General features: G+C 63.3%; 14 protein-coding genes. 13 read left to right on the top strand and 1 reads right to left on the bottom strand.

Annotation, left to right across the window (positions count from 1 at the left end; genetic code table 11):
- The first annotated feature begins 13 nt into the window (after window positions 1-13).
- The 3 genes from Q7S20_02295 (at window position 14) to Q7S20_02285 (ending at window position 5,141) form a co-directional block, all read left to right on the top strand.
- Window positions 14-1,633 carry an N-acetylmuramoyl-L-alanine amidase gene (locus tag Q7S20_02295; protein ID MDO8500650.1) on the top strand — a complete coding sequence of 540 codons (1,620 nt, stop codon included), beginning with the start codon at window positions 14-16 and terminating at the stop codon, window positions 1,631-1,633.
- A 64-nt stretch (window positions 1,634-1,697) separates the two neighbouring features.
- On the top strand, window positions 1,698-4,631 hold the full coding sequence (locus Q7S20_02290) for a hypothetical protein (protein ID MDO8500649.1): 2,934 nt from the start codon (window positions 1,698-1,700) through the stop codon (window positions 4,629-4,631).
- 168 nt (window positions 4,632-4,799) lie between these two features.
- On the top strand, window positions 4,800-5,141 hold the full coding sequence (locus Q7S20_02285; GenBank protein ID MDO8500648.1) for a hypothetical protein: 342 nt from the start codon (window positions 4,800-4,802) through the stop codon (window positions 5,139-5,141).
- A 620-nt stretch (window positions 5,142-5,761) separates the two neighbouring features.
- On the opposite strand, the gene Q7S20_02280 is transcribed toward Q7S20_02285, so the two are convergent.
- Entirely contained in the window at window positions 5,762-5,947 is a 186-nt protein-coding gene (locus tag Q7S20_02280) for a DUF5989 family protein (GenBank protein ID MDO8500647.1), read from the bottom strand.
- Window positions 5,948-6,292: 345 nt separating this feature from the next.
- On the opposite strand from Q7S20_02280, the gene Q7S20_02275 reads away from it, so the two are divergent.
- From Q7S20_02275 to Q7S20_02230, 10 genes are all read left to right on the top strand, one after another.
- The gene (locus tag Q7S20_02275) at window positions 6,293-8,791 is read left to right on the top strand and encodes a vitamin B12-dependent ribonucleotide reductase (protein ID MDO8500646.1); all 2,499 of its coding nucleotides are present in this window, start codon (window positions 6,293-6,295) and stop codon (window positions 8,789-8,791) included.
- Window positions 8,792-9,100: 309 nt separating this feature from the next.
- Window positions 9,101-10,189 (top strand): ATP-binding protein, encoded by a 1,089-nt coding sequence (locus Q7S20_02270; protein MDO8500645.1) that lies wholly within the window; start codon window positions 9,101-9,103, stop codon window positions 10,187-10,189.
- Window positions 10,190-10,242: 53 nt separating this feature from the next.
- The gene (locus Q7S20_02265; protein ID MDO8500644.1) at window positions 10,243-11,085 is read left to right on the top strand and encodes a glycoside hydrolase family 16 protein; all 843 of its coding nucleotides are present in this window, start codon (window positions 10,243-10,245) and stop codon (window positions 11,083-11,085) included.
- Window positions 11,086-11,218: 133 nt separating this feature from the next.
- Window positions 11,219-11,410 (top strand): hypothetical protein, encoded by a 192-nt coding sequence (locus tag Q7S20_02260; protein MDO8500643.1) that lies wholly within the window; start codon window positions 11,219-11,221, stop codon window positions 11,408-11,410.
- Window positions 11,411-11,429: 19 nt separating this feature from the next.
- On the top strand, window positions 11,430-11,822 hold the full coding sequence (locus Q7S20_02255) for a hypothetical protein (GenBank protein ID MDO8500642.1): 393 nt from the start codon (window positions 11,430-11,432) through the stop codon (window positions 11,820-11,822).
- A 74-nt stretch (window positions 11,823-11,896) separates the two neighbouring features.
- Window positions 11,897-13,024: a transaldolase gene (gene tal, locus Q7S20_02250; GenBank protein ID MDO8500641.1), complete on the top strand. Its 1,128-nt coding sequence runs from the start codon at window positions 11,897-11,899 to the stop codon at window positions 13,022-13,024.
- Window positions 13,021-14,439, top strand: a complete 1,419-nt coding sequence (gene pyk, locus Q7S20_02245) for a pyruvate kinase (GenBank protein MDO8500640.1) — start codon at window positions 13,021-13,023, stop codon at window positions 14,437-14,439. Before tal ends, pyk begins: the two co-directional genes overlap by 4 nt.
- Window positions 14,440-14,487: 48 nt before the next feature.
- Window positions 14,488-15,267 (top strand): MBL fold metallo-hydrolase, encoded by a 780-nt coding sequence (locus Q7S20_02240; protein MDO8500639.1) that lies wholly within the window; start codon window positions 14,488-14,490, stop codon window positions 15,265-15,267.
- A gap of 10 nt (window positions 15,268-15,277) precedes the next feature.
- Window positions 15,278-16,657, top strand: coding sequence for a glucose-6-phosphate isomerase (locus Q7S20_02235; protein MDO8500638.1), 1,380 nt, complete (start codon window positions 15,278-15,280; stop codon window positions 16,655-16,657).
- A 153-nt stretch (window positions 16,658-16,810) separates the two neighbouring features.
- Window positions 16,811-17,878 carry an IS630 family transposase gene (locus tag Q7S20_02230; GenBank protein MDO8500637.1) on the top strand — a complete coding sequence of 356 codons (1,068 nt, stop codon included), beginning with the start codon at window positions 16,811-16,813 and terminating at the stop codon, window positions 17,876-17,878.
- Window positions 17,879-18,079 lie beyond the last annotated feature (201 nt).

The following is an 18,079-nucleotide window of genomic DNA, read 5'->3' as shown; positions in this document are numbered from 1 at the left end:
CGACCAGGCATACATGATCACAACGAGACTTTTTCAGTTATCTCCGCTCATCGTGGCGTTCGCGGCGGCAGCGTGCGCCACCCCGCGGGTGGCGACAGTTCCCGTGCCGGCGGCGGCTCCCGCTGTCGCTCCGCCGGTGGTCATGCGTGCGCCGGTTCCCGAAGTGAACCCGGCGCTCCCCGAGGTTCCGCATGTGAGCGGACCCCTCGAGATCAAGGTCGTGTACCCGCCAGCGGGACAGCTTATCCAGTCGCGGGACTCGAACTTCGTCTTTGGCAGTGTGGGAAACGGAGACGCTGGCCTCACGATCAACGGCGTGCTGACACCCGTTTGGCCCAACGGTGCGTTCATGGCCTGGCTGCCGAACCCGCCGGCGACCGCGCCGCAATACGAGATCGTCGTCACTACAGGCCTCGATACTGCGCGGCTCGTCCACCCCGTGAAGATCGCCGGTCCACCGACCGCTCCTCCACCTCCGCCAGACACTGTCGTCACCATGTCACCGGCGCGCTACGCATCGCTCATCGGGCCCGCGACGTATCCCAGTGATACGGACCGGGTCGTAACCGGCTACGCGGTAACCGGGGGAATCCAGCGCTGGTTCCTCATTCCCGGCACAGTCGTGAAGGTCGTCGGGACGAAAGGGAGCGACGCATATGTGCAGCTCGACACGATGCAGACGATTCGCATCGCGCAGAGCGATCTCACGATGCTCGACTCCGCTGCCGCGGCACCAAAGCCGTTGCGTGCGTCGTCGTTCAGGTTGCGGAACGCGCCGGAGTGGACCGACGTGGTCATCCGGATGACCGAGCGTCCCGCGTATCTCGTCGAGGAAGGAGACTCGGCGCTTACGCTCACGCTCTACGGAACGAAGGGTCCGATTCGGCGTCAGAAGCCCGTCCGAGCCGCTGCCGGCAGCTACGTCACCACCGTCTCTGCCGCGGCGGCCGGCCCGGAGATGCAGTACACAATCGCGCTGCGCGGTCCTGTCTACGGTTACCAGCCGCTATGGGAAGATGGTAAGCTCACGTTTCGTGTGCGGTGCCCTCCGCGGGTAGATCCGACGTCGCCGCTCCTCGGCCTCACGATCGCGGTGGACGCCGGACATCCGCCTGTCGGCGCCACGGGGCCAACGGGATTGTGGGAGCCGGTTCCGACACTGGAGGTCGGCCTCAAGGTCCGCGAGCTGCTGCAGGCGAAGGGAGTGAACGTCGTCATGACGCGCACTACGTCCGACCCGGTGGATCTGAATCTCCGTCCGACGATGGCGCGTCGCGCCAACGCCAACGCGCTTGTTTCCATTCACCTCAACGCGGTTCCGGACGGGATCAATCCGCTGCGCGTGAACGGAACGGCGACATACCATTATCATCTCCATTCAGCGCCCCTCGCCGAGGCGATGGAGCGGGCACTCGTGGCGCAGATGGCATTGCGCCACAATGGAGTGAAGCGCGAGAATTTCGCGCTCGTACGACCGACGTGGATGCCCGCCGTGCTCGTCGAGGGAGCCTTCATCATCGTGCCTGACCAGGAAGCGGCATTGCGAAATCCGGAATACCAGCAGCGGTACGCGCAGGGAATAGTGGACGGGCTGGAGAATTACTTCCGGTCACTTGGCGCCGCCGGGCGTTGAGGAGAAATCGCTCACGAATGGGGGAAGAATCTGGCGAGTGATACGCCGGCTCCGGCGGGCGCGAATGATCGCAGCGGCGGCGGCGATGGTGATGTCGCCTTCACTTGCGGCGCGGGCGCAGCTGGTGCCGAACGACAGGTGGTACACCATCGAGACGGCGCACTTCCGCGTGCACTTCACCAAAGCGCTGGAGGCGGAGGCGCGTCGCGGAGCTGTCAACGGCGAGCGCGCCTTCGCGCAGCTCAGCACCGAGTTGAGAGCGCCGCGCGGCAAGGTGGATCTCGTAATCGCTGACAACATAGACTATGTGAACGGATACGCGACGACCTTCCCGAGCAATCGCATCGTGGTCTTCGCCCATCCACCGATAGATGCGCCGGAGCTCCGCAACTACGATGACTGGAGCCAGCTCGTCATCACTCACGAGCTGACGCACATCTTTCATCTCGACCGCGCAGACGGAGTGTGGCGGCTCGGTCGAAGCGTCTTCGGCCGGCATCCGGGACTGTTCCCGAACTCGTACCAGCCGGCCTGGCTGGTGGAAGGGCTGGCGGTCTATTACGAATCGCGCATCACCGGCGCGGGACGACTCGAAGGGGCGGAGCATTACATGCTCGCCCGCTCCGCTGCCGAAGTGCGACGCGTTCCCCGACTTGGGGAGCTCTCTCGCGCCACCAGCCGCTTTCCCGGAGGAGAGACCGTCTACGCCTACGGCGCATTCGTCCTCGACTACTTGTCGCGAACGCGCGGGCCGGAAACGATACCGAAGTTCGTGGACATTACAAGCAGACTGTTGCTGCCAATTTCGCTCAACGCGCGCGCCAAGCGTGCGTTTGGTATCAGCTTCGAAAATGCGTGGCGGGACTGGCGTGATTCGCTCGTTCGCGTGAGCGGCAGGGGGACGGAGCCACTGCCGCGGTGGCGCGATCTCACCCATGATGGCCGCTACGCGGAGTACCCGCGCTGGCTCGGCGACACAGCGATCATGTACGTCGCGTCCACGGGGCGTGAAGTTGCGTCGGCGTATTCGGTAACGCTCGATGGAAAGGTGACGCGCCTTGGGAGGCGCAACGCGCTCGACGCGAATTCGCCGCTTCCCGACGGCTCGGTCGTCTTCGCGCAGCCGGATTACATCGATCCGTTCCACTTTCGCACCGACCTGTACGTCGAGAACAACGGTGAAGAGACACGCCTGACGCGTGGCGCGCGTCTCACGCAGCCGGATGCGAGGAAGGACGGCGCTGTAGTCGCGGTCCAGTCGGTCCCCGGGTCAACGCGAATCGTCCGCGTCTGGAGGGACGGCCGGCCGGTTCAGCCGATAACGACAGGCAATGCGGAGGTCCAGTGGGCGGAGCCGCGGTGGTCGCCCACCGGGTCCGGGATTGCCGCGATTCGCATCCGGCGTGGCGGCATATCGGAGCTCGTCATGCTCGACACGCTTGGCGCGGTGATCGGCGTGCCTGTTTCGCAGCGCGCCGTTCTGGCGTCCCCGTCCTGGTTTCCCTCGGGTAGCAGTCTGTTCTACACGTCAACGATATCCGGCTCGACGCAGGCGTACGCCGTTGCGGCGAGTGGGCAGGGAACGGAGTCCGCGAGCAGAGGAGTATCCGCGGCGTCCACCGGATTCTTCAACCCCGAGCTTTCGCCGAACGAGCGAAACCTCTCCGGCCTCAGCTTCCGATTCGACGGATATCATGTCGGAGTCGCTCCCGCCAATACGAGCCCGACCGCGGCTGTCATGTCGCGAGCGCGCGGTCAGCGTGAGGGATGCCGCGGCTGCCGGCTTGCCGCTCAGATCGCTCCGCCCCTTTCGATCGGGGACGTCGGGCCGGCGCGACGCTACTCGCCGTGGCAATCGCTCGCACCGCGCTACTGGGAGCCGCTGCTCAGTCACGCAACGCGCACAGGAACGGCGTTCGGTGCAGCGACAAGCGGCGTGGACGTCATCGGACGCCACAGTCTTTATGCGGAGGCATCGTTCAACACGAACTATCGTGAGACGAGCGCGTTTGGCGCGTATCAGTACGGCGGGTTCGGCCAGCCGTATCTCAATCTGAGCGCGCAGCAGGAATGGGAGCATTTTTCCATCTTCAACAACTCCGGGCGAGAGGTTGGAGATCTGGCGCGGCGCGCTCGCATCGCGGGGTTGAGCGCGAGCTTCGTGCGGCCGCGCGCGAGAACGTACTCGTCGTTCTCTCTTGGTGGCGAGCTGGAGTCGCGCACTTACGGCACCGACCCGGACACGCTGCTCGCGCGGCTGCCCGCTCTGTTCGCCCAGACGCATCGCTACCCATCGGTGTTCACTTCGGCGAGCTGGACGAACACCATGCGCCCGGCGCTCAGTATTTCACGTGAGGACGGGATCTCCGTCAGCGCTACCGCGCGGCAGCGGTGGGAGAGCGGGGACATCGGCAGCGCGAGCAGGAGCATCGTTGGCGTCACCGCTGTTTACAAGTCGCTGGATCTTCCGGGATTCGCGCACCATGTAATCGCGGCGCGTGCTGCCGCGGGCTACGCCGACAGCCGCGCGATCTCGAGCTTCTCCGTCGGTGGCCTTAGCGGCGGAAGTCTCGACGTGCTGGAGGGACTCACTGTCGGTGGCGAACGACGCACATTCGGCGTGCGCGGATTTCCCCCGTCGGCGGAGCAGGGAATTCGCGCGTTCGCCGGAAGCCTGGAGTATCGAGCGCCGATCGCCGCGCCTTCGAAGCGGGTGCCGTTCATTCCTCTTCTCTTCGACCGAATCTCGATCTCGACTTTCGGAGAGGCAGGGCGCGCATATTGTCCCGCTTCGGCGGGACAGACACAGATCTGCACTGCCGGCCAGCGTGGGGGTCTGTGGCTGGCGTCCGCCGGCACCGAGCTGGATTTCGACACCGCGCTCCAGTACGACGTGCCGGCGCGGTTCCGGCTGGGGGTCGCGGTGCCGGTCGTGAATCGAGCGGCGGGTAGAGCGGACGCCGTCAGCGTCTATCTGACTATCGGCTCGTCCTTCTAGCGGAGATAAGCGAGTACTGCGGTCGCGAGTGCGCGATTGCCGTCGTAGGGGCTGTAATGAGTTCGCGGCCGCCACCACACCGCCCGTCGGCCCGGGGTCCCTGGCGAATACCGCGCTCACGTCCAGCACAGGCAGCGCGAGGTCTCGCGAGATCTCCATGACGCTCGTATGAATCGCCTCGATGTCGTGAACCCTGCCGAGCGGCTGCGGGGAATCGGGCTCCATGCGGTGTTGCTCCGGCAGGTACACCAGCGTCAACGTGCCTCCCCATTCGCCGACAGTTCGATTCGCTTCGGCGATGACCTGCCGGAGCAGCACGAAGTCGGGCTTGACTCGTCGCTCGTCGCTGGCGACCTCGAAGTTGAGAGCCCTTCTCAGATCGCGGAGCAGGGCCAGCTCGGTGAGCGGGCCGTTGCCAAGTCCGCCGACGTTGAGCGTGCGTGGAAAGCGATCGCGGACGATCGTCGCGAAGTGATCCCGGGCGCGGACACAGGAGCCGCAGACGAATGAGTCTCCGACAAGAGCGACGTCGACCGAGTCGCGGCTCCAGAGACCCGCGGGGTTGTTGAAGCCACGCTCGTCGCTGTCATACGAGACGATGAGGGCGCCCTCGGCGCACATGACCGTGCGTACTCGCGAGATGCCGGCCAGTGGAAGAAGCTGCGTATCTCCCTCGCGCCGCATCCTCGCGCCGTACCCGAATTCAGCGGGAGTGACGAACGGGTAGGCGCGGATTCCATGTTTCTGAAGGTCCGACGCGATCGCCTCCCGGTATCGTTCGGACATGATCCTCCAACCCCACGTTCGTATTGTGCGATCGGGCATGGCAAAGATCAGATTAGCCGCGATGCTCACGACCAGCATCGGGCCAATGAAGAGGGCAGCGGCAATCCGGACTGCCGGACGGGAGCGAAGCACGGTTGCCAGCAGAACAATCGTGGCAAGAGGCAGCAGGTACGCCGTAGCGCGCGAGCTGAGATGGATCCATCGGCCGTGGTGGTAGATTACGAACGCAAGCAACGCCACCGCGTAGAGAAAGCCAGTCCAGACTATTCCCGTCGATACGCGGGCCAGCGGGCCGCCTTCGCGAGGCTCCCAGGCGCGAAGGTCGGCCGATCCGGAGCCGGCGCTCACGCCGGCATCACGGTCGCCCCGCTCGAGGAGCCGAGTGTGTAGATCATCGGTGCCAGCTCGGATCGTCGCGCCAGGATGACCACCAGCAGTGCGATACCGATGGCGAGCAGCAGCACCGGGACGAGCAGCAGTCGCTTATGGGTGCGGAAGAACAGTCCAAGCTCTGTGAGAAACGATGACATTGGAGTCGGATGGATGCGAGGGCGTGATAATGCTTCCAGATGTGCCGAGTACGCCATGCGGTATCGTTTTTCTCTCAATCCGGCGACCGCTTCAAGCACGTGATTCCGGGCAAGCCGTGCTGGTTCCGGGAGAGATTCAGGTGGAAATCGGAGGGCGCCCGAATCATTCGTGATGTGGATACTCTAAGCCATTGTGGTATATGCAGTTACATCAGCACTGGCGCGGAATCACGAACGCGGCTAAACTGCGCACCCCAACCCTGACGACCGATTCTGCCGACCGGCTGAAGTCCTTGTTTTCGTTTTGCTGTTGACATCCAGTTTTTTCCACGGAGAGTTGTATAAATGCCCATCCCAGCTGCCCCACCTGTCGGACCTGCCGAGCTCAATCAGAACGCGCGGACAGTCATCGAAAAGCGCTACCTGATAAAGGACGCCAAGGGCAAGCCGACAGAGCAGCCGGAGGACATGTTCTGGCGGGTGGCGAGCACCGTTGCCGAGGCTGACCGGCGGTACGGGGCGAGTGACGAGGCGGTATCGGCGGCGGCGCGGGAATTCTACGATCTGATGACGCAGCGCCGGTTCGAGCCGAACTCGCCGACGCTCATGAATGCCGGCCGTCCGCTTGGCCAGCTCTCCGCGTGCTTCGTGCTGCCGGTCGGGGATTCGCTGTCGAACGGACACGACGGCATCTACGACACGCTGCGATCCATGGCGCTGATCCATCAGTCGGGCGGTGGAACCGGCTTCAGCTTCTCGCGTCTCCGCGGGTCGGGATCGATGGTGCGGTCGACGACGGGTGTCGCGTCGGGACCGGTCTCGTTCATGAAGCTGTACGATGCGTCCACCGATGCGGTGAAGCAGGGCGGCACGCGCCGCGGCGCCAACATGGGCATCCTGCGCGTGGATCACCCGGACATCATGATGTTCATCAACTGCAAGGAAGACCTAACGCAGATCACGAACTTCAACATCTCCGTCGCGGTGACGACGAAGTTCATGGAAGCGGTGAAGGCGGGAACGAGCTATGACCTCGTCGATCCCTCCAGCGAAAATGTCACCGGCCAGATGGATGCCCGAGAAGTGTGGGACAAGATGATTGACGGCGCGTGGAGGACGGGTGAGCCCGGCTGCTTCTTCATTGACGAGGCGAACCGCTACAACCCGGTTCCGCACGTCGGATCGTACGAGGCGACCAATCCGTGCGGAGAGCAGCCGCTCCTCGCCTACGACGTCTGCAATCTCGGCTCGATCAACATCGGCTACTACGTCGTTGACGGGACGCTGGACTGGGATGCGCTCGGGCGCGACATCCATACATCGGTCCGATTCCTCGACAACATCATTGACGCCAACAAGTATCCGCTGCCGGAGATAGATGCCCTTTCGAAGCGCATCCGCCGAATCGGATTCGGCGTGATGGGTTTCGCCGACGCGCTGGTGAAGCTCGGCATCCCGTACAACACTGACGAGGGCATTGAATTCGGTCGCAGGCTCCAGTCGTTTGTGGACGTCGAGTCCAAGCGCGAGAGCGAGCGGCTGGCCGACGAGCGCGGGCCGTTCCCCGAGTGGGCGCGCTCCATCTGGGGTCCGGACGAGACCTGCGCGCGCGACGCTGAGGGCAAGCGCATCCGTCCGGTGCAAGTGCTCCGCAACTGCAACGTCAACACGATCGCTCCGACCGGAACCATCTCCATCATCGCCGGCTGCTCGTCGGGAATCGAGCCGCTGTTCGCCGTTGCGTTCATGCGCAACCAGGCGGGGGTGATGATGCCCGACGTGAACGAGGACTTCCTCGCCATCGCGAAGGCCGAGGGCTGGTACTCCGACGAGCTGATCGAGAGGATCGCCAAGCAGGGACACATCCACTTCGACGAAGTGCCGGAGAAATGGCAGCGCGTGTTTGTCACGGCGCACGACATCACTCCCGAGTGGCACGTCCGCATGCAGGCCGCCTTTCAGGAGAACTGCGACTCGGCCATCTCGAAGACGACGAACTTCCCGTACACCGCTTCGCGCGAGGACGTGCGCGCGATCTACGAGCTCGCCTACGACCTCAAGTGCAAGGGCGTCACGGTTTATCGTGACGGATCGCGCGACAACCAGGTCCTTTTCACGGGAGCCACCGACAAGGCCAAGGCGGAGCGCGATGGGTCCATGGACATGCGCGGCGAGGTAGGAGATCTCAAGGGCACGATCACCGAGCTCGAGGCGGAGATCGGGAAGCTCAAGAAGGATTTGTTCGACGCGGAGGCAGAAAACCTTCAGCGCCGCCAGAAGCGCGCGCGCCCCGATACGCTCCGCGGGACGACGAACAGGATGGAGACGCCGCTGGGCACGATGTTCGTCAACATCACCGAAGACGATCGCGGCCAGCCGTTCGAGGTGTTCATCAATCTCGGCAAGGCGGGCGGCGCGGCGATGGCCGACGTCGAGGCCATCGGGCGACTGATCTCGCTCGCACTCAGGTCAGGAATCTCGATCCAGGCGATTCACCGGCAGCTTCGTGGCATCGCGTCTGATCGCGCGATGGGGCTTGGACCGAACAAAGTGCTGTCGGTTCCGGACGCGATCGGTATCGCGCTCGAGAGCTGGATGCGCCAGAAGCAGGGTGTGCAGCAGGAGCTTCTCCGCTCCGAGACGGCGATCGGGCCGCAGACCGCCGTGACGCCAGTTGCCACTGTCGTACCGGCGAGCGCCGGCGGCGCTCAGGCGCAATACGAGTTCGAGAGTGTCAACCGCGATGAGTCGCGCATGGGGACGTGCCCGGATTGCGGGTCGCAGCTGGAGTTTGCTGAAGGATGCGCGAAGTGCCATGTATGCGGATTCTCCGAGTGCGGCTGATTTAACTGCTGCACCGAGTTTATCCACTGGCTCTCGGAAAGGGAATGGAACCGGCAGCGCATTCCTCTGAGGAGCGCGCTGCCGATTGTTCCATTAAGTGCGCAGGCGGCTGACCGGCGCGTCGCGACAGTGCATGTCCCGATATTCGCCGAGCCGCCGGTCAGTACGTGATTGTTCTTTTCGAAGTGTACTCGCCGGTAAAGACTCCCGTTACGAAGTCGAGGTGCGCGGTACCCTCGACTCTGCTCGATCCGGTAGCGCCGTCGAATCTCCCCGTCCCGCCGACGTACGTTTCGTCGTCGGCGAATACTGCGTTACCGTCTCGGCGGGGGAAAACTTTTCGTCATCGGCCCGCGGCGTCACGGCAAGACGTCGATTCTCAACGTCGCTGCATTGGCGGCGGAGCGACAGCGCGTAGTCGTTCTCTCCTTCGACGCCGAGGCATTCACCAGCACGGAGCAGATGGCGACGGCCATCCTGGCCGAAGCGACGCGGCGTCTCGAGCCTGCCATCAAGCGGGCTCAAGAGGCGGTCTCCCGGTTCTTCGGCCGCCTCCGCCCCACGGTCACATTCAATCCCGCAGATCAGAGCATTTCCGCAAGCCTTGCTGTCGATGCGGCAGAGGCCGGTGGTGCGCTTCCTCTCCTGATTACCGTCCTCGACGGCATCGAGAAATGGGCGGCTCACGCAAAGCGCCCTGTGGCCGTAATCATCGACGAGGTGCAGGAGCTGCTCGAGAAAGAAGGAGAACCGGCGGAGCGGCAGTTCCGGGCGGCGGTGCAGAAACATGAGCACGTTGCGTATGTTTTCGCCGGCTCGAAAACGCACTACCTCGCGCGTGTCACGAGCGATCCCGGAGCACCGTTCTTCAATCTCGGATCGCGACTCCACGTCGGAGCGGTGCCTGACTCCGACTTTCGAAAGTTCCTCGAAACAGCTTTTGCAGACGGCGGCTTCAGAATGGATGCGTCGGCAATCGACGCGATCCTGTCGATCGCTCAGCGCGTGCCGTGGAATGTGCAGGTTCTTGCAGACGCCTGCTGGGCGGCGCTAACGCAGGGAAGCGTGACCAGACCATGGACCGATGCAGAAGTCAGTCGCACAGCGGATGACATGGTTCGAAGGCTGGATCCCATCTACAGCCCCCAGTGGCTGAACCTGTCGGGCCCACAAAGGACCGCTCTTCTGTCAGTGGTTCACGAAGGCTCTGGAGGACTGTCGTCGCAGCCGCGCCTTCGACGCTATGGCATGAGCGCATCCGGAATGCAGCGCGCAATCGGAGGCCTCCTCGAGAAGGGCGTCCTTTTCGAAGAGATGGCCGAGGGCCGCGCCACAATCCGCCTCCAGGATGCCTTCTTCGGAGTCTGGGTCAGACTGTTCATTGTGCCGGTTGTGTGACTGGTTCTCGCACGCGTTATTATTGCGCACATGCCGGAATCCCGGGACCGCTAATGAAAGTCGCCACTCTTTCCGCTGCATCGCTTCTGTTCCTGAGCGCCAGCGCGGCACTGGGACAGAGAGCTCCCGACTTGCCAGCAGGTTGGAAGCTCGTCTGGTCCGACGAGTTCAACGGCACCAGGCTCGACACGAAGAAATGGAACGTCCTCTTCCGCGAGCAGAGCAAGCACAACGAGCTCCAGTACTATGTTCCCGACGAAGCGTACGTGGAGAACGGCTGGCTTCGTTTGCGCAGCCGCGTTCGAAACTACGGCGGGATGAAGTACACCAGCGGACGCGTCAGCACCGACGGCAGGTTCGCTCCGACTTACGGCCGGTTCGAGATTCGGGCGCGACTCCCCGGCGGGAAAGGACTATGGCCAGCGCACTGGCTCTATCCGCAGAACCGCGACTGGGCGATGGAAGAGCTGATGGCCAAAACAGTGGAGGAGAAACGCGAGCGGGCGATTCCCGAAGCGAGACCGTGGTACAGCGAGATCGACATCATGGAGTTCCTCGGCCACGAGCAGAACGTGTTTTACGGAACTCTTCACTACCGCACGTTCGCCGGTGAGAGAAAGACGAGTTCGGTCACATGGAAAGCAGACTTTGATTTCACGAAGGGTTTCCACCTGTTCGCGCTCGAATGGGAGCCGGACGTGATCCGCTGGTACATAGATGGCAAGCTCGTTCACTCGACTGTCAACGGAATTCCGCATACGCCGCACTACATCATTCTGAACACTGCTGTCGGCGGCGACTGGCCGGGGAATCCGGATTCGACGACGGTGTTCCCGCAGTTCCACGACATCGATTACGTGCGGATCTACCAGCGGGTCAAGCCGTACTTCGAGTGAGCGCGTTTGTATCTCATGGTGTTTTCCTGATTGAGGTTATTCCACGGGTTTATAACGCGCGTGCCATGCCATCCGATCTTGCGCTGAGGCGTGAAATGTGACTCCGTTAGGGATCACCTTCACCCGGCGAATCATGGACCCACGGAAGCTTGCCGCCCTGGCACGAAAGAACGCCGCCAAATCGGGCAGCACATCGAAGATCCCCAAGAGCTTCGGCAAGAAGTACGACGCAAACCTCTCCGACGACCCCGTGGACGAGGCGACGATCAAGAAGCAGGCGGAAAATGAGAGATTCTTCGCGGAGATGAAAAAGCGGGACTTCTAGGATGTGAACGGAGGCGGTGATGAATCGAATCGCGTTCGTCGCGGCGATGTTGGCAATCAGCGCGGCCTGCGGTTCGGCGCCGGTCAAGAGCGGGTCCCCCGGCGCGGGCAAGCGCAGTGTCCTCATCGCCGAGGAAATGGAGGCGGCGAAAGGAGTGGGATGGACGGCCTACGATCTCATCTCTCTTCTCCGCCCGGAGTTCCTGCGGTCGCGCGGAGCGATGTCACTCAGCGACGCGGTCCCCGTCACCGCAAAGGTCTATCTGGACAGCATCTTCTTCGGGAATCTGCAGTCGCTCAAAACACTGAGCGCCGGGCAGATCGTGCGAATCGAGTACATCAACGCCGCTGATGCGACAACGCGGTTCGGTACCGGCAACGCTGGCGGCGCCATCCTGATAATGACGCGATAACCTCCAATCCTCGGCGGGCGCGCGGCAAAATCGTCATTGCCCGGTTAGAATTGAGGAATGGAGGAACTGCAGCGATGAGCAGGCTCGGAAAGCTTCATGACGAGGGCCAGTCTATCTGGCTCGACAATCTGGACCGCACGATGCTGCACAACGGCGAACTCGAGAGAAGGATCTCCGAGGAATCGCTGACCGGCGTGACGTCCAACCCGACGATCTTCGAGAATGCGCTCGCCGAAGGAACGGATTACGACGATCAGCTCTCAGGCGCGGCCGCCGGTGCGTCACCAGCCGAGCTGTTCGAGCTCGTGGAGACGACCGATGTGCAGCGCGTGTGCGACCTGTTCGCCGGCGTTTACTCGGCGACCCGCGGCTCCGATGGTTACGTCTCCATCGAGGTCTCCCCCGGAGTCGCAAATGACCTGGACAAGACGGTCGCGGAGGCCCACCGCCTCTGGGAGACGGTGGACAGACCGAACGTCATGGTGAAGGTCCCGGGCACGGAGCAGGGCGCCCTCGCCGTGCGGCAGCTCATCGCCGACGGTGTGAACGTCAACATCACTCTTCTCTTCTCGATGGATGCGCACGACCGCGTGATCGACGCCTACATGTCCGGCATCGAGGACCGTCTCGCGGCGGGCAATCCCATTGATCACGTTTTTTCAGTCGCGAGCTTTTTCGTCAGCCGTGTGGATACCGAAGTGGACAAGCGGCTGGACGAGATGGTGAAGGCGGCAAACCCCACCGACCGCGACCGCCTCAAGATGCTGAAGGGAAGAGCGGCTGTTGCCAACGCCAGGCTCGCTTACCGGTTGTTCCGCCGGCGCTTCACGGAGCCGAGATGGAAGACGCTGGAGGAGCGCGGAGCCCGGCTGCAGAAGCCGTTGTGGGCGAGCACCGGCGTCAAGAATCCCGCGTATCGCGACGTGATGTATGTCGAGGAGCTGATCGGTCCGGACACGGTGAATACGATGCCGCCGAAGCTCATCGAGGCGTTCCGCGACCATGGTGACGTGCAGCGGACCCTTGACAAGAGAGTCGGAGCGGCCGAGGGATTGCTGCGTGAGATTGAGGCCGTCGGGATATCCATGAAGGACGTAACCGACAAGCTGCTGGTGGACGGCCTGGCGAGTTTCCAGAAATCGTTCGACTCTCTCACCGCGGGAATCGAGCGGAAGATGAGCCAGCTTCCCGCGACGAAGTGACTGCGGCATACATCCCGCGCACCAAGATCGTCTGCACGCTCGGACCGGCCAGCGCGACAGCAGAAGGAATCAGATCGTTGATGGAGGCGGGCATGAACGTCGCCCGCCTCAACTTCTCCCACGGCACGCACGCGCAGCACGCAGAGATGATTCAGCTCGTGCGCAGCATATCGGCAGAGCTGTCGCATCCCGTCGCCCTGCTCGGCGATCTTCAAGGCCCGCGCATCCGTATCGGTTACATACCGGAGCCGCTCGTCGTGGAGCAGGGCGACGATCTCGTTCTCGTGTACGAGGGGCTGGATGGACCGGGTGAGATCCCGATCACCTATGACCAACTCGCCGACGACGTGCATGTCGGCGATCGCATCCTGGTGGACGACGGGCTGATCGAGCTGATCACGATGGAAGTCGCTGCCCCGCGCGTCAGGGCGCGCGTACTGCACGGCGGCACGATCAATCCCCACAAGGGACTCAATCTCCCTGGCGTGCAGGTATCCGCTCCGTCCATCACGGAGAAGGACATTGCCGACGTCCACTTTGCCGTGCAGCACGATCTCGATTATCTCGCGCTCAGCTTCGTCCGGCGTGCGAGCGATATCGAGCAGCTCCGTGCCATGATCCCGAAGGGACTGCTCATCATCGCGAAGATCGAGAAGGATGTGGCGCTCCTGAACATCGAGAGCATCATCCAGGCGTCGGACGGCGTGATGGTCGCCCGCGGCGATCTCGGCGTCGAGCTGCCATTCGAGGAAGTACCGGGGGCGCAGAAGCGCATCATCGCGCTGGCGAACCTCCTCGGCCGTCCGGTGATCACGGCCACTCAGATGCTCGAGTCCATGATCGAGAATCCGCGGCCGACGCGCGCCGAAGCCAGCGATGTCGCCAACGCCATTCTCGATGGCACCGACGCCGTGATGCTTTCGGCGGAGACGGCGGCGGGCGCGTATCCGCGCCTTGCGGTCGAAGCGATGCGACGCATCATCAACGAAATCGAGCAACATCCGCCGCAGGGTCGCATGATGCGGCCGAGAGAGGCGAGCGGCACCGCCGCCGTGCCGACAGAAGTGGCGATCGCCGCCGCGACCACCGCGGCGGTGGAGATGCTGCACGCTCCTCTCGTCGTCGTGTTCACCAAAGGCGGATTCTCGGCGCGTATCGTCGCCGCCCACCGGCCGCCGGTGCCCATACTGGTGCTCACCGACCAGCCGCGGACATTCCGTCAGCTCGCTCTCGTTTGGGGAGTCATCCCCGAGCTGGTGCCGCATTGCGAGAACTACGAGGAGATGATGGCGCGTGCCAAGGATGTGGTGGTCGCGAGAGAGCTCGCGCCGAAAGGCGAGCGCATCATCGTCACCGCTGGCGTCCCCTTCGATGTTCCCGGCACGACCAACTTGCTGAAGGTGGAGACTGTGTGATGCGGGTTTCCGTCGCTGCTATCCGTCTCGAACGCTGTGCCGAGTGAAATGAAGCTCACCTTCCTGGGCACCGGCACGAGCTTCGGCGTGCCCCAGGTGGGCTGCGGATGCGCGGTATGCCACTCACCCGATCCGCGCGACAAGCGGAGTCGCGTGGGCGCCCTCGTCGAGACAGAAGAGGGAGTGCGGCTGCTGATAGACACACCGCCAGAGCTTCGGCTTCAGCTCATCGCCGCCGGGATTGATCGCGTTGATGCTGTGCTCTTCACGCACGACCACGCCGACCACACGCATGGCCTGGACGACGTCCGCGCATTGTCAGTGCGCCGCGAAGCACCCCTCGAGATGTATGGGCCGGCGGATTCGCTCGAGCGGCTGGCGAAGCGGTTTCGGTACATCTTCGACGACAGAATCCGTGCCCTGCCTGGAACGACAAAGCCGGAGGGGCGCGCCATTCCCCTTCGCGACAGGGAAGCTGTGCAAATCGCCGGGGTCGAGGTCATTCCGGTCGCCGTTCCGCACGGACCGGTGTCCGTCTTCGGATATCGTATCGGTCCGCTCGCGTATGTGACCGACGCCAAGATGATCTCCGATGACGTCATCGCCGCACTGAGCGGTGCGAGCGTTCTCGTCATCAACGCGCTCTTCCGCACATTCCATCCGACGCACCTGAGCATTCCGGAAGCGATTCGCGTCGCACAGGCGGTGGGAGCGGAGCGGACGTATCTGACGCATCTGACGCACGACAATTTTCATGCGGATCTCGAGGCCGAGCTTCCACGCGGCGTCATGCCTGCGTTCGATGGCCTCACCGTCCGGATAGACTGAGGCGAATGCAATGACGATCCGCATTGATTACTCGAACATGATCGGTGATTCCGTCGGAGGGATCACCGAGTCCGAATGGAGCTCGGCCGCGGAGCAGTTCAAGGCAGCGCACGCCGGGTTTACCGGACTGCGCAAAGGGGGCACGGTCGGATTCGCCGACATCGTGCGCGACGATTCGCTGCGAGACCAGGCCACCGGATTCGCGGCCCGTGCGAAGGGGCGCTACGACGATGTCGTCGTACTCGGTATCGGCGGATCCGCGCTCGGTCCGATCGCGCTGCGTACGGCCCTTCGACCGAGCGGGTGGAACATGCTGTCGGATGAAGCCCGCGGCGGCTGCCCCCGGCTCCACGTGCTCGACAACGTGGACCCCGAGACCATCGCCGCGCTGCTCACGCGAGTGAAGCTTCCGCGCACTCTGTTCATAGTCACATCCAAGTCCGGCGGAACGGCCGAGACGATGTCGCAGTTTCTGATCGTGCACGAAGCGCTGACGCGGATGGGTCAGGCGCCGAAGAGCCACATCGTGTTCGTGACCGACCCGGCGCAGGGAGCGCTTCGACCGCTGGCCCAGAGCTCCGGCATTCCGGCGCTCGACATTCCGCCGAGCGTTGGCGGAAGATTCAGCCTGCTCACTCCGGTCGGCACGCTGCCCGCGGCGTTGATCGGGATAGATGTTGCACGAATGCTGGAAGGGGCCGCGGAGATGGCGGAGCGGTGCGACACCGACCGGCTGCCGGACAATCCCGCCGGAGCGTACGGGACGCTGCAGTGGCTCGCTGACACGCGCCACGGCCGGACGATCAACGTCTTCATGCCATACTCCGACCCCATGCGCGATTTCGCCGCGTGGTTCGTGCAGCTCTGGGCGGAAAGTCTGGGAAAGCACAAGCCGGATGGGTCGTCCGTTGGCCAGACGCCGCTCGCCGCCCTCGGCGCTACCGATCAGCACAGCCAGGTCCAGCTGTTCATGGAGGGTCCGACGAACAAGGTCGTGACCTTCGTCGCCGTTGATGAGCGGGGGACCGATCTCACGATTCCGCACGCATTCGCAGAGGTGAAGGAGCTGGGATATCTGGGCGGACATACGCTGGCCGAGCTGATCGGCATCGAACAGCGCGCGACGGCTGGGGCATTGGCGAAGCGCGGACGGCCAAATCTCACCATCCATCTCGAGCGCGTGGACGAGTGGCATGTGGGTGGCCTGGTGATGCTGCTCGAGCTGGCAACGGCGTATGCGGGGCAGCTTTACGGCGTTGATGCGTTCAATCAGCCTGGCGTCGAGCTGGGCAAGCAGTTCGCCTATGCGCTGCTCGGAAGCCCGGGAATGGACGCGGCGAAAAAGGAGTGGGATACGCTGCCTTCGCCCGATCCGCGCTGGAGCGTCTGAGAGAGCGTCTGAGAGAGCGTCTGGGTAGTGGGGTCAGTTTAGCTCGGCAGTCGGTTCACAGGGTGGGAGACAGGCTAGTACCTACTTCCATAAATAAGCGATAGGTTGTACATTGTCGTCCATGGGTTGGAGACTCCAATTGGAGGCATCACCATGGGAGCCACTGCAATCGAGTTGACGGACGATGAGCGCCGGACGCTGGAGGGTTGGACACGGTCGGGGTCGACGGAGCAGCGGTACGCGCAACGTGCCCAGTTCGTCCTGGCTGCCGCGCGCGGCGAGGGGACGACGCAGATCGCGCGAGCGTTTGGAGTGCGCCCGGCGACGGTAAGTAAGTGGCGGACGCGCTTCGCGGCGCACCGCGTGAGCGGACTGGAGGATGAGGCGCGCCCAGGCGCGCCGGTGCGCTACGGGCCGGTGACCGAGGATCGTATTCTGGCGCTGCTCGACGAGGCGCCGCCCCGTGGGTACGCGCGATGGAATGGCCGCCTCGTGGCGGAGAAGCTGGGCGACGTGTCGCCCTCGCAAGTCTGGCGTGTGCTGCGGCAGCAGCAGATCCAGTTGGAACGCCGGCGCAGCTGGTGCGTGAGTACGGACCCGGAGTTCGTGCCGAAGGCCGCGAACATCATCGGGCTCTATCTCCATCCGCCGGCGAACGCCATCGTGTTGTCGGTCGATGAGAAGCCGCACATCCAGGCGCTGGAACGTGCGCAAGGCTATCTGCGACTGCCCAACGGGCGCGCCATCTCGGGATATGCCCACGATTACACGCGCCACGGGACGACCACGCTCTTCGCCGCCCTCAACGTCGCCACCGGCCAGGTGAAAGCCGGACACTACTGGCGCCGCCGCCGCCGCGAATTTCTGCAGTTCATGAACGAGGTCGCTGCGGACTACCCGCCCGACACCGAGCTCCATATTGTCCTCGACAACCTGAACACGCATAAACCGAAACACGACCGGTGGCTGGCCCGCCGGCCGAACATTCACTTCCACTACACGCCGACCCACGCCAGCTGGCTCAACCAGGTCGAAGTCTGGTTCAGCCTGCTCTACCGCGCGGCGCTGCGTGATGCCAGCTTCACCAGCCCCTGGAACGTGCGCGACGCCATCGACGCGTACATTAAGGTCTACAATCCCAAGGCCGCGCCCTTCGAGTGGCGCAAGGAGGTCGTGCATGCAGTCAGCCTGCAAAAACGTTACTCTCATTTGCGGAAGTAAGTACTAGCCGGTCCGATTTCACCTGAGAAAGTACTTGTCCTTTGCCATGTCTCTGCACTCGCCACGAAGCAGTTGTGTTAGAAGTCAAGCGGTGGCCGGTGTGGTTTGAGCCTGCCACCGCGTTTTTGCTTTTAACATTGCATTTAGGGTGATCAGAATCTTCCTCATACAAGCGACCATCGCGACCATCTTTGGTTTTCC

The organism is Gemmatimonadaceae bacterium, assembly GCA_030647905.1.
GTDB lineage: Bacteria > Gemmatimonadota > Gemmatimonadetes > Gemmatimonadales > Gemmatimonadaceae > UBA4720.
The sequence above is the reverse complement of the archived record's forward strand: the minus strand, read 5'-3'. Positions and strand labels throughout refer to the sequence as shown.